This is a genomic window from Pontibacillus salicampi (genome assembly GCF_042434395.1).
GTDB classification, from domain to species: Bacteria; Bacillota; Bacilli; order Bacillales; family BH030062; genus Pontibacillus; species Pontibacillus salicampi.
On the sequence record NZ_JBHLTP010000003.1, the window covers coordinates 873,870 to 886,704 of the forward strand.

Annotated in this window: 15 protein-coding genes; all 15 read left to right on the forward strand. The window is 39.8% G+C overall.

Features of this window, described 5'->3' with window-relative positions:
• The first annotated feature begins 70 nt into the window (after window positions 1-70).
• The 15 genes from ACFFGV_RS05945 to hisC all read left to right on the forward strand — a co-directional run bounded on the left by ACFFGV_RS05945 (window position 71) and on the right by hisC (window position 12,835).
• Window positions 71-325, forward strand: a complete 255-nt coding sequence (locus ACFFGV_RS05945) for a stage VI sporulation protein F (protein ID WP_377345685.1) — start codon at window positions 71-73, stop codon at window positions 323-325.
• A 410-nt stretch (window positions 326-735) separates the two neighbouring features.
• Window positions 736-933: a DUF2768 domain-containing protein gene (locus ACFFGV_RS05950; protein WP_377345686.1), complete on the forward strand. Its 198-nt coding sequence runs from the start codon at window positions 736-738 to the stop codon at window positions 931-933.
• Window positions 934-953: 20 nt separating this feature from the next.
• The gene (locus ACFFGV_RS05955) at window positions 954-1,691 is read left to right on the forward strand and encodes a YphF family lipoprotein (protein ID WP_377345687.1); all 738 of its coding nucleotides are present in this window, start codon (window positions 954-956) and stop codon (window positions 1,689-1,691) included.
• Between the two features lie 450 nt (window positions 1,692-2,141).
• Window positions 2,142-3,620 carry a stage IV sporulation protein A gene (gene spoIVA / locus ACFFGV_RS05960; protein WP_377345688.1) on the forward strand — a complete coding sequence of 493 codons (1,479 nt, stop codon included), beginning with the start codon at window positions 2,142-2,144 and terminating at the stop codon, window positions 3,618-3,620.
• A gap of 473 nt (window positions 3,621-4,093) precedes the next feature.
• Window positions 4,094-4,366 (forward strand): non-specific DNA-binding protein Hbs, encoded by a 273-nt coding sequence (gene hbs / locus ACFFGV_RS05965; protein WP_377345689.1) that lies wholly within the window; start codon window positions 4,094-4,096, stop codon window positions 4,364-4,366.
• Between the two features lie 201 nt (window positions 4,367-4,567).
• Window positions 4,568-4,798 (forward strand): trp RNA-binding attenuation protein MtrB, encoded by a 231-nt coding sequence (gene mtrB / locus ACFFGV_RS05970; protein WP_377345690.1) that lies wholly within the window; start codon window positions 4,568-4,570, stop codon window positions 4,796-4,798.
• A gap of 168 nt (window positions 4,799-4,966) precedes the next feature.
• A complete protein-coding gene (locus tag ACFFGV_RS05975; protein ID WP_377345877.1) occupies window positions 4,967-5,773 on the forward strand; it encodes a heptaprenyl diphosphate synthase component 1 in 807 nt (268 codons plus the stop codon).
• 2 nt (window positions 5,774-5,775) lie between these two features.
• Window positions 5,776-6,489, forward strand: coding sequence for a demethylmenaquinone methyltransferase (locus ACFFGV_RS05980; RefSeq protein ID WP_377345691.1), 714 nt, complete (start codon window positions 5,776-5,778; stop codon window positions 6,487-6,489).
• A gap of 31 nt (window positions 6,490-6,520) precedes the next feature.
• Window positions 6,521-7,492, forward strand: a complete 972-nt coding sequence (gene hepT / locus ACFFGV_RS05985) for a heptaprenyl diphosphate synthase component II (protein ID WP_377345692.1) — start codon at window positions 6,521-6,523, stop codon at window positions 7,490-7,492.
• Window positions 7,493-7,585: 93 nt separating this feature from the next.
• Entirely contained in the window at window positions 7,586-8,032 is a 447-nt protein-coding gene (gene ndk, locus ACFFGV_RS05990; protein ID WP_377345693.1) for a nucleoside-diphosphate kinase, read from the forward strand.
• A gap of 157 nt (window positions 8,033-8,189) precedes the next feature.
• Window positions 8,190-8,969: a CheR family methyltransferase gene (locus ACFFGV_RS05995; RefSeq protein WP_377345694.1), complete on the forward strand. Its 780-nt coding sequence runs from the start codon at window positions 8,190-8,192 to the stop codon at window positions 8,967-8,969.
• A gap of 140 nt (window positions 8,970-9,109) precedes the next feature.
• Window positions 9,110-10,276, forward strand: a complete 1,167-nt coding sequence (aroC, locus tag ACFFGV_RS06000) for a chorismate synthase (RefSeq protein ID WP_377345695.1) — start codon at window positions 9,110-9,112, stop codon at window positions 10,274-10,276.
• Window positions 10,276-11,361 (forward strand): 3-dehydroquinate synthase, encoded by a 1,086-nt coding sequence (aroB, locus tag ACFFGV_RS06005; protein ID WP_377345696.1) that lies wholly within the window; start codon window positions 10,276-10,278, stop codon window positions 11,359-11,361. Before aroC ends, aroB begins: the two co-directional genes overlap by 1 nt.
• Window positions 11,358-11,735 (forward strand): chorismate mutase, encoded by a 378-nt coding sequence (gene aroH, locus ACFFGV_RS06010; protein WP_377345697.1) that lies wholly within the window; start codon window positions 11,358-11,360, stop codon window positions 11,733-11,735. The genes aroB and aroH overlap by 4 nt, the downstream gene beginning before the upstream one ends.
• 2 nt (window positions 11,736-11,737) lie before the next feature.
• Window positions 11,738-12,835 (forward strand): histidinol-phosphate transaminase, encoded by a 1,098-nt coding sequence (gene hisC, locus ACFFGV_RS06015; protein ID WP_377345698.1) that lies wholly within the window; start codon window positions 11,738-11,740, stop codon window positions 12,833-12,835.

Sequence of the window (12,835 nt, forward strand, 5' to 3'; positions counted from 1 at the left end):
GTAAATGCTCACGCAATAGGTTACTCCGCATATACTATCCTTGAAAGTTTATTATTAAGGAGGAAAACCTGTGAGCGGATTTCAAAAGAAGGCATTCGATCATCTAAACAAGAAGGCAAATATAACTCCGGATGAAATATTTAAAGTTGCAGATTCTGTTAAAAACGCAAACTTTAAAGATGAACAAACAGTAAGAGACCTGGTGAAACGCTTGTCGAAACTGGCTGGTAAGCCTGTTTCGAAGGAAAAGGAAGATAAAATCGTCAAAGCGATTACGGAAAATAATATGGATATGAGTCAGTTAAATAAAATGTTCAAAAAATAACCATTTATAGGCATTTGAGGATACGGATGTATCAAGGAATGCATACAATAAATCGCAGCAGCAAAACACGCAAGAGTTGTTTTATCAGGGTACTATTTAGTCAACCGAGGTGAGTTAAGCCCCTACCACCTCGGTTTTTCTTTGTATCTACTATGATATTTCTTTTGTAGCGCTTCGTTTGTTTATGCCTTGAACGGGTGGACAACCTATTATAAAATTTTCCTGACATGCTACAATGGAAATTGGATTAAGAGGACGTGTAAGCCCTTAATCGGTACGGAAGGTAACTCTCTATTAAAATACGAATCTATGACACTAATGACGATGGTCGCATCCGTGGAAGGGATGAGGTACTTCTTCGTGCTATAATGTAGCTATCATCATTGTGAATGGCAAAAGGAGTTGGCAACATGTCTACAAGTATGTTGAAGATGTATATTTCCTTTGCGGGAATCATCTTTATGTTTTTAGCGGTTGGTTTAATTTTGTTGAGCAGATATAAGCTGAAGGGGATTTTTGCAGGAATAGCCGCATTTCTCGCATACATATTCTTAATTGCAGGCGGCATTATTATATTCTATATTGTCTTTAGCGGACCTACATCTTAAGATAAATGGAGGAATTGCCCATGGCGCGTAAGCCTATTTTGGCATTAATTCTTGCTGCTTTTTTTCTCTCAGGGTGTTTGTATCCAGATGAGAAGCTGTCCAAGAATCAAGTGCCGAATGATGTTCAATTGCAATCAATACAGACAGCAATTGAACAATTTATAGAAAAGCATCCGTATCAATTACCTATACAGAATAGGGAACAAGATACACCAGTGCTTCAAAAATATCCAGTTGATTTTAGCAGACTGAAGGAAGAGAACATACTTTCCGAAGCCCCTGGCAATTCTTTTGAACAGGGTGGGGTTTATCAATACGTCCTCATCCATGCCGAAGAAAACCCAACCGTAAAAGTGATGGATTTAAGAGTTACACAAAAGCTTAGAGAGGTGAATATGCGGTTAATTGCCTATCGGAATGAGCATCGATACCCGCCATTTGGAGAAGTGATTGGGGAAAATGTGTATTCCATCAATCATCAAGAACTTGGGTATGATGAACCTCCTCAAATTAAGAGTCCATATACTCAAAATCATCTTCCAATCGTAATAGATGGAAATGGAGAATTATATATAGATTATCGTCCCGATTTGAATCAATACTTACAACAGTATGATCATTCTTATACAAGTGGTGATGATATACGCTATGTACTAGCAGAAAATTCCCCTATCGTTCCAGCTCATTCCCTACCATATACAGTGAAGGATGGAGAACCTGTCTTCTCTGTAGGGCTTCAAGAGAAAGAAGGAAACTGAGTACAATACCATATCGTCTACTAGAGAAACTTAGAGTGCATGAAAACTCTAAGTTTCTTTTGTGTACTGAATTCCTACTCATGTTGTCGGGCAAGTTCTATCGTTTATGCAGCACTGTATTTCCCGTCCGTTCTCTATAGCTTCCTTACTATTGGATGAGGCATGAAGCAAATAGCCTTACCTCGTCGATTAGATAGTATGCAAGTTAATAGCTTTGAGACAAACAATTTAAGGGAATGAAGCATTTTTTTCTGCTTTTTATCATAAGTAGTTTATGAGGAACTCTTAGTATCTTTTTTCTATATTTCATTCTTCATCAAACAGAGAGCCTACTTTTCATAAAATAAAGTCATAATTCACTAGGACAACGTCATAAATTGTAGTGTCAGGGATTTGAAAACGATGGGGTCTTGTATATTCAGGTGAAGTTAAGGATCGGGAGGGGATCACTTGGAAAGAGTTGATATTTTCAAAGATATCTCAAAAAGAACTGATGGAGATATTTATTTAGGTGTTGTAGGAGCAGTTCGAACAGGAAAATCAACATTTATTAAGAAGTTCATGGAGCTAGTGGTATTACCAAACATCCAAGACGAAGGGGAAAGAGCTCGTGCTCAAGATGAACTCCCGCAAAGTGCAGCAGGAAGAACCATAATGACAACGGAACCAAAATTTGTTCCAAATCAAGCTGTAGAGGTTCATGTGGATGAAGGTCTCGATGTAAATTTCCGCGTGGTGGACTGCGTTGGTTATACAGTGAATGGGGCGAAAGGGTATGAGGATGAAGATGGTCCTCGTATGATTAATACACCTTGGTATGAAGAGCCTATTCCGTTTCATGATGCTGCAGAAATTGGAACAAGAAAAGTCATTACAGAACACTCAACGATTGGTGTAGTGGTTACGACAGATGGGACGATAGGGGAAATACCTAGACATGACTATGTGGATGCAGAGGAAAGAGTAGTAGAAGAATTAAAAGAAGTCGGCAAGCCATATATTATGATTATAAACTCTGTACGCCCACACAGTCAGGAAACAGAATTACTTCGTCAGGAGCTTCAAGAGAAATACGATATTCCTGTCATTTCCATGAGTGTAGAAAGTATGCGCGAGAGTGATGTGTACAATGTCCTTCGAGAAGCGTTGTATGAATTTCCAGTTCTTGAGGTGAATGTGAATCTACCAAGCTGGGTTATGGTTCTGAAGGAAGGACACTGGTTACGCAAGAATTACCAGGATGCAATCCAGGACACAGTGAAGGACATTAAACGTCTGAGAGACGTAGATCGCGTTGTCGGACAGTTTTCTGACTATGATTATATAGACCGGGCTCAACTTGCAGGTATGGAAATGGGAGAGGGAGTAGCAGAAATTGACCTGCAAGCCCCTGATTACTTGTATGACCAAATATTGAAGGAAATTGTCGGCGAAGAAATAAGAGGAAAAGATCATCTATTACAATTAATGCAGGATTTCGCCCATGCGAAGAGAGAATATGATCAAATTTCTGATGCACTGCAAATGGTGAAACAAACTGGGTATGGCATAGCGGCGCCTGCTCTAGAGGATATGTTCCTCGATGAACCAGAGATTATTCGTCAAGGCTCTAGGTTTGGTGTCCGATTAAAAGCTGTTGCACCTTCTATTCATATGGTAAAAGTAGACGTCGAATCTGAATTTGCTCCTATTATCGGAACAGAGAAGCAAAGTGAGGAACTGGTAAGATACCTCATGCAAGATTTTGAAGAGGATCCACTTTCTATTTGGAATTCAGACATCTTCGGACGCTCTTTAAGCTCCATTGTACGTGAGGGGATAAGCGCTAAATTATCGTTAATGCCAGAGAATGCCAGGTATAAGCTGAAGGACACATTAGAACGAATTATTAACGAAGGCAGCGGAGGATTAATTGCCATCATTTTATAAAGGATGGCCCACCGCTCTTCTTTTTGAACATAGTATTTGTCTGGAAAAAATATCGTTTTTATTCCATCTAATGTCTTTCCATCACCCTTATTTCACGATGAAGTCGCGTGAAATAAGGGTTTTTACGTATAATTTACAAAAAAAATTTTGCTTCCTGTAACGTCCATCGTTTTCCCAAAGTAGAAAGAGCTGGAAAAATGCTCTAAAGCCCGCCAAATCAACCATTGTAGAGGACGGTTGCCTTAGGGGAATGAGCTCTGAAAGGATGCTCAAAACCCGCTGTTACCGCATTTTGAGCAAAGAATCTTCACTGTTATTATTGAATTCTCCACGATCATCGTTTAATATAAGGCTTGTCATCAAGTTTTCTTGGTGATTTGATGTATATTTTGACATGAAAATGTGAACAAATGTAGGTAATCTTATAATTTGTTCTATCATGGAACAACCGTCCCTGGGAGGAGGTGAATAGCATGAATAAGACAGATCTAATCAATGCAGTTGCAGAGAAAAGTGATCTTTCTAAAAAAGATGCTACACAAGCAGTAGATGCAGTATTCGAATCTATCTCTGAATCACTACAACAAGGTGATAAAGTACAACTGATTGGTTTCGGTAACTTCGAAGTACGTGAGCGTGCTGCTCGTAAAGGCCGTAACCCACAAACTGGTGAAGAGATTGAAATCTCTGCTAGCAAAGTGCCAGCATTTAAACCAGGTAAAGCCCTTAAAGACTCTGTAAAATAATTGTTTTACATAGCGGGCTAACCCCCAAGGCTGACTCCATTTCATGGGTCAGCCTTCTTTTCCAATCAAGAGGTAGGAGAAAGCTACATTTCACCTTATGTAAGTTCATAACGGCTGAATTGCTTCACAAGGCTTGTTATGAATTGACATAGGCTTAAATGTACGAGATAGTAAAATAAGCAAAATAATAGGGGGATCTTCATGAGTAACGGTAAAAGTGGAGATTTTTTCGTGATTAAAGCTTTGCAAGATGGGGTAAATGTTATTGGGTTGACGAGGGGTACTGATACTCGTTTCCACCACTCAGAGAAGCTAGACACTGGAGAAGTAATGATTGCTCAGTTTACAGAACATACTTCTGCTGTGAAAGTAAGAGGAAAAGCATTAATCCAAACAAGTCACGGGGAAATGTATACCGATGAGGCAGAGTAATCTCTCTGCTTTTTCTTTTTTATCTATTAATGATATATATTCCATATACAATATTAGAAAATGGGTCAAATGGGCAACCTATACATATCAATAAATGTTTCATAAGCAAGTCGTATGCTATAATGGTGAGTGAGTTAGCCGTTATACGGCTCGGAAAGGCTTAAGGTGATGGCTTTGACATATAACCATATGAATATTGAAGAATTAAAAGCTTCCATAGAAGACCAAATTCGACATCCTTATTTAGCCAAATTCATACCTAATCCAGTCATTAGTGAAGACAAGCTAATGTTTTTAGCGGCACTTCTGAAACAATCCGAGTTTCCAGAAGAAAAGCAAAAGCAGTATATTATAACAACCATGTTAGTACAAATCGCGCTGGACACTCATGAACTGGTTACGATTTCTGGAGAGCAGGAAGAGCCAGAGGCGGAGAAGAAAAGGCAATTAACCGTTCTTGCCGGGGACTACTATAGTGGCTTATATTATTATCTTCTATCCAAGCTTGAAGACATTCCAATGATTCAGACATTGGCTTCGGCTATTAAAGAAATAAATGAATTAAAGATGAAGATTTACAACCATGATTTCAACACATTTACAGAGGTCATGGAAGGGCTTAAAAAAGTAGAGTCTCTGCTTATCCAAAGAGTAGCTGAATTTATGAAAAAGCCAGGTATAGATGATGTGCTGGGAGACTGGCTGTTAGCTATGCGATTGGACTATGAGAATAAGCGGTATCATTTAAGGGAAACCGCTCCGATAATTGAAGTCTTAATGAAGAGTTCCTATGTACAAGTGAATGGGGGACAAGTGCTTAGAGCCCTGGACAAGATGATTCGAAAGCACCTTCTACGTGTGGAAGAATCCGTGAAGCAGCTGCCTCAGAATTTTAGTGTGTTACGGGAATACTTACAACAACATCTCTATCATTCTTTTTACATGAATCAACAACAAGTAGTGGAAGAAGGTTAAGTATGGTTCAACAATCTAAATCTGAACGAGTACATCACGTTTTCGAAAAAATATATAACCGATATGATGTGATGAACTCCATCATTTCCTTTCAGCGTCATAAGGCGTGGCGTAAAGATGTAATGAAACGTATGCAAGTAACGACAGGGGATTCTGCCTTGGACGTCTGCTGCGGAACCGGGGATTGGACATTAGCGTTATCAGATGCAGTAGGCAGCCAGGGGCAGGTAGTAGGGCTGGACTTTAGCCAGAATATGCTTTCAGTAGGGAGAAAGAAGAAACAAGAATTGCGATTAGCGAATACGGAATTTGTGCACGGTGATGCGATGCAGCTTCCCTATGACGATCATTCCTTCGATTTTGTAACCATTGGCTTCGGACTGCGAAATGTCCCTGATTATATGCAGGTGTTGAAAGAAATGGCTAGGGTCGTAAAACCAGGAGGAAAAGTAGTTTGCCTGGAAACCTCACAGCCTACTGCTCTCGGGTTTCGACAAGCGTATTACTTTTATTTTCGATTTATAATGCCTGCTTTTGGTAGATTATTTGCTAAAAGCTATGATGAATACGCCTGGTTATATGAATCAGCAAAAGATTTCCCCTCAAGAGATAAACTAACGGAAATGTTTATGGAAGCCGGCTTACAGCAGGTAGAGGTGAAAAGCTATACAGGTGGCGTAGCCGCAATGCATATGGGTGAAAAACCTGAGCAATAATGAGTGATAAATTTATTAAAAGGTGACCCGAATGAAACTAGCAATGATGTATCCGTTTTTAAAAAATGATATTAACAAAATAGAGCAGGCACTCAACGAAACAATTCAGGCTGAACACCCTGTGTTAAGGGAAGCTTCCACTCAATTGCTGCAAGCAGGGGGAAAGCGTATTCGTCCTGTTTTTGTTTTATTGTCAGGAAAGTTTGGAGATTATGATATTGATCGGATGAAGCATGCCGCCGTTTCCCTTGAACTTATCCACATGGCCTCCCTCGTCCATGATGACGTAATTGATGATGCAGAAATTAGAAGAGGCCAGCCGACGATTAAATCAAAATGGGATAATCGTATTGCAATGTACACTGGTGATTACATATTTGCAAGAGCATTAGAATACTTATCTAATTTAGAAAAACCAAGAGCACACCAAATCTTATCTGAAACTATTGTAGAGCTATGTATTGGGGAAATCGAGCAAATAAAGGATAAGTTCAATTGGGATCAGAACTTGCGTACCTATTTAAGGCGGATCCAGAGGAAGACGGCCTTATTGATAGCGGTCAGCTGTAGATTAGGTGCTGTAGCTGCTAATGTATCACCTGAGATAGAACGTGCTTTGTTTAAGTATGGTTACTATGTAGGAATGAGTTATCAAATCATTGATGATGTTCTGGATTTTACAGCTACAGAAGAGGAATTAGGGAAGCCAGCCGGTAGTGATGTGATGCAAGGGAATATTACCCTTCCGGTCTTGTATGCAATGCGGGAGGACAAGTATTTATTAGAGGAGCAGTTAGCGGCGCTAGAGCATGAGACCCCATTAAAAGAAACGATGGATATTATCATTAACCGTATCAAACAGACGGGTGCTATTGAAGCCTCTTTAGCGTTAAGTGATCGCTATCTAGAGAAGGCATTCAAAGCTCTTGAAGTTTTACCATCACAAAAAGAAAAACAAACCTTAAAAAATATAGCAAAATATATAGGCAAACGGAAATCATAAAACCGTTTGCTACTTTTTTGATATTTTGATAGAATTTTCTTTGGTAACATATTTAAACGCTTTCACAATCTACATACTATTGAGGTGGAAAAGATGGAAAAAACGTTTGTTATGGTAAAACCTGATGGAGTACAACGAAATTTAGTAGGCGACATTGTTGCAAGATTCGAAAGAAAAGGCTTTAAGCTGGCTGGTGCCAAGCTAATGAGCATTCCTACTGCACTTGCTGAAGAACATTACGGTGAACATAAGGAAAAACCTTTCTTCGGTGAATTGGTAGATTTCATCACAAGTGGACCTGTGTTCGCGATGGTGTGGGAAGGCGACAACGTTATCGCAAATGCAAGACAAATGATGGGGAAAACCAATCCTTCTGAAGCTATGCCTGGTACAATTCGCGGTGACTATGGGTTAACCGTAGGTAAAAACGTAGTTCATGGATCTGATTCCCCAGAAAGTGCCGAAAGGGAAATCGGACTTTTCTTCCAACAAGAAGAAGTACTAAGCTATGACAAAAATGATCATTCTTGGTTGTATTAAAGAAAGCGAGGATCAGCAATTATGCTGATCCTTTTTTTATACAAACCCTCACTGCTTGTCATAAGATTTGTATACATTAACACTTTACAGAAGCAGAGAGTTGGATTACCATAAAATTATTGGGAATGGTACACGGGAAAGGGTGCGCACATAGCTGATGAGTATGGATTATCAAAGCTTTGTACATCAAGTGAAGAGAAAAACGGGAATTGACCTTGCCTTATATAAAGAAGGGCAAATGAAAAGAAGATTAACGTCCCTGCGTGATAAGCGAGGGTATGCATCGTTTGACGATTATTATCAGGCACTTGCTAGAAATCGTGATTTATATTTTGAGTTTTTAGATCGAATGACCATAAATGTGTCAGAATTTTATCGTAATTATAAACGGTGGGAAGTGCTGGAGAAGAACATTCTTCCTGACCTTGTAAAGGATAAAAGAAGCATCAAAGTTTGGAGTGCTGCCTGCTCCACGGGAGAAGAACCTTATACGTTATCAATGGTGCTGCATCATTTCTTTCCGACCAGTCAAATCAATGTGCTGGCAACCGATATTGATGAAAATGCCTTGAAGCGAGCAAGAGAGGGACTCTATCCGGAGCGCTCCTTAAAAGAGGTTCCAGACCATGATAAGCAGCACTATTTTCGTCAAGAAGGTACGTATTACCGAGTTTCAGATGATATAAAACGAACGGTGACGTTTAAAAAACATAATTTATTAGCCGATACATACGAAAAACACTTTGACTTAATTATTTGTCGTAACGTTCTTATCTACTTTACAGAAGATGCGAAGGCCAAAGTGTACCAACAGTTTAGTGATGCATTAAAGGCGAATGGTATATTATTCGTTGGCAGCACGGAACAAATATTTAATCCTCAGCACTATTCATTTAAGGTTGCAGATACGTTCTTCTATGAAAAACAGGATTCTTAAGAGAGCCAATAGCTGGTCTCTCTTTTTTCATATCAATAGCAGTACTTTATTTCTTCTCATTTTTTTAACTTGAAACAGACAGGTTTACGAGGATATGATATATTAATACAAAATTGCATACATATACGGAGGTTGAAAACATGCGCTATCTAACAGCCGGAGAATCACATGGAAAACAATTAACAACTATAGTAGAAGGTTTACCAGCTAGAATGCCGCTACATCGAGAAAAAATAGACGAATCCCTAATTAGAAGACAAGGGGGATATGGCAGAGGACGTCGCATGCAAATAGAGAAGGATCTTATTGAGATTACAGGCGGAGTCCGACATGGCTATACACTTGGATCACCTGTTTCTCTTATTCTTCACAATGATGATTTCACTCATTGGAGGAATATCATGGGGGAAGATCCAATCGGTGAGGATGAAGAGGTTCGACGCACCATAAGTCGCCCAAGACCTGGTCACGCGGATTTAAATGGAGCATTGAAATATGGCCACAGAGATATTCGTAACGTTTTAGAACGTTCTTCAGCACGGGAAACTGCTGCAAGGGTAGCTGCTGGAGCAGTAGCTAAACAGCTGCTTGAAGAGCTAGGGATTAATGTAATTGGGTACGTCAATACCATTGGTGGTATTACAGCGTCCTATGACCAAGCCTTATCCTTTGCGCAAAGGAAAGAACAATCAGAGCAATCACCGGTACGTACGCTTGATAAAGAAGCGGAACAAACGATGATGCAAGCCATAGATGATGCGAAAAAAGAAGGAGATTCTATTGGCGGTGTGGTAGAAGTTATGGTGGAAGGAATGCCAGCTGGAGTTGGCTCATATGTCCACTATGATCGCAAACTAGACGCTAGAATTGGCGGCAGTGTTATGAGCATTAATGCCTTTAAGGGTGCTGAGTTCGGTGTTGGATTTGAGGCAGCAAACTTAAAAGGTAGTGAAGTACATGACGAAATTGCTTATAACGAAAAGAATGGCTACTACCGAAAATCGAATAATCTAGGCGGATTTGAGGGTGGTATGACCACTGGAATGCCAATTATTGTGAAAGGCGTTATGAAACCAATCCCTACCCTGTACAAACCGCTGCAAAGTGTGGATATTGACTCAAAAGAACCTTTCAAAGCAAGTATTGAGCGTTCGGATTCATGTGCTGTTCCTGCTGCGGCCGTCGTGATGGAACATGTGGTCGCTTGGGAGCTTGCGAAGGCTATTACAGAGCAGTTTCCTTCTGATCAATTTCCAAAACTAAAGCAAAGTATAGAAGAATATAAAGAAGAAATCAGGTGTTTCTAATGGAACACCTTACCATTAGCACTGAAGATTCCCATTACCCGGTCTTTATTGGGGAAGGTATCCGTCATCAGATAGAACAATTACTTCCAGAAAGCTACGATAAGATAATGGTTATTACGGATTGTACAGTAGAAGAGCTGTACCTAAAGGATTTGGAGGATGCAATATCTCCCAACCGTGATGTCTTCTCTTTCGCGGTTCCAGCGGGAGAAAAATCAAAGCAATTGGACCTTTTCTTTGAATGTCATACTAAGGCGATTGAAAATGGATTGAATCGTCGGAGTGTGATACTAGCGCTAGGAGGCGGGGTTGTTGGAGATTTGGCTGGCTTTGTTGCTTCTACCTTTATGCGGGGAATTGACTATGTACAAATTCCGACTACTATTCTCGCCCACGATAGTAGTGTTGGAGGAAAAGTAGCAGTAAATCACCCGCTCGGTAAGAATATGATAGGTAATTTCCATCAGCCAAAGGCAGTAGTGTATGATACACAAACTCTATTATCCCTACCTCCAGTAGAATGGCGTTCAGGAATGGCGGAAGTAATGAAACATGCTTTCTTGGCAGATAAAGATATGCTAAAGCAATGTCTTCAGCTTCCACACTTCCAAAAGGTAACAAATGAAACGCTGATAACACTTCTAAAAAAAGGCATACAAATTAAAGCGAAGTATGTCCAAAAGGATGAAAAAGAACAAGGAATTAGAAGGTATTTGAACCTGGGACATACATTAGGTCATGCTTTAGAAGCTGAAGCAGGCTACACTCATTTGTCTCATGGGGAGGCTGTGGCGATTGGAATGGATTTTGCATTATTCCTTAGTCAGAAATACGTATCAAATGCTTCCTTCCCGATATCAGAATATAGAAACTGGCTAACTAAACAAAACTATCCAACCACTGTGTTGGAAAATTATTATATTCCTTCCTTAATAGAAAGAATGAAATCAGATAAGAAGAACGAAGATGAACAAATTCGAATGGTATTGTTAGAGGAAATTGGGAAACCGATGGTATTTCCATTTCAAATAGATACACTACAAAACGAACTTCAAGCCTATCGAAACGAGGTGAAGAATTTTTGATACGTGGAGTCCGAGGCGCAACAACCGTTTCATCTAATACAGGGGATGAAATCGTTCAACGCACCAAAGAGTTATTGAATGACCTTATTACAGAAAATGCAATAGAAGCAAATCAGGTGGCCTCCGTTTTTATCTCAATGACTGAAGATTTAGACGACACGTTTCCAGCCAAAGCTTTGAGAGAAATAGATGGATGGACGTATGTACCAGTTATGTGTATGAGGGAACTAGCTGTTCCTAACAGTTTAGCTAAGTGTATTCGAATCATGATTCACCTAAATACAGACCAGCAGCAAGAGGCAATGTATCATGCGTATCATTATGAAGCCGTACAGCTTAGACCAGATTTAATTAGAGGAGAAGAGGAGGAATAAGTATGAGAACGAAACAGGTATTAAATGGGTTATCACCTTATGTTCCAGGCAAGACAATTGAAGAGGTAAAGGAAGCGTATGGCTTAGAGAAGATTACGAAACTTGCTTCTAACGAAAATCCTTTTGGTTTTTCAGACAGAGTGAAGGAAGGTCTACAGCAGTCTATTGAGCATTTGGAGATATACCCTGATGGCTATTCTCGGGAATTAAGAAACGTCTTATCTTCCAGGCTCGATGTACACGAAAAGCAACTGATCTTCGGTAACGGTTCGGACGAAATAATGCAAATTATTTGTCGTGCGTATTTAGAGCCAGGCACCAATACAGTAATGGCTACGCCTACCTTTCCGCAATATCGTCACAACGCTCTAATCGAAGGTGCTGAGGTACGGGAAGTACCGCTTGTCGATGGAACGCATGATCTTCAAGAGATGCTGAATCAAGTGGATGAGTTAACGAGAGTTGTATGGATATGTAATCCGAACAATCCAACAGGAACGATGATTAATCAGCACCAATTTAATGACTTTATGGCTAAATGTCCTGAGGATGTATTAGTCGTTATGGATGAAGCATACGTAGAGTATGTAACAGACATCGATTTCCCTGATGCACTGGCTGATTTATCAAAGTATCCGAATATGATTATTACAAGAACTTTCTCTAAGGCGTATGGATTAGCTGCGCTTAGAATTGGATATGGGATTGCTAGTGAAGCCCTAATCGCAAGTCTTGAGCCTGCCAGGGAACCATTTAATACAAATGCTTTAGCACAAAAGGCTGCTATCTATGCACTAGAGGATGATGCTTTCATTGAGAAGACCAATACAAGAACAAAACATACGAAAGATAAATTAGTGGCCTTCTGTAAAGAGAAGGGATTAGACTATTACCCTTCGGAAACCAACTTTTTGTTAGTTCACCTACCTGTTACAGGAGATGAAATGACGGAGTATCTTCTACAGAATGGGTTTATTGTACGATCTGGTGAAGCGTTAGGTATTCCTAATTCTATTCGCTTGACGATAGGCAGTGAAGAACAAATGGATGAAATTATGGCTATTATGAATAATAAGTTAGTAGAAAGTAAGCAGGTATAA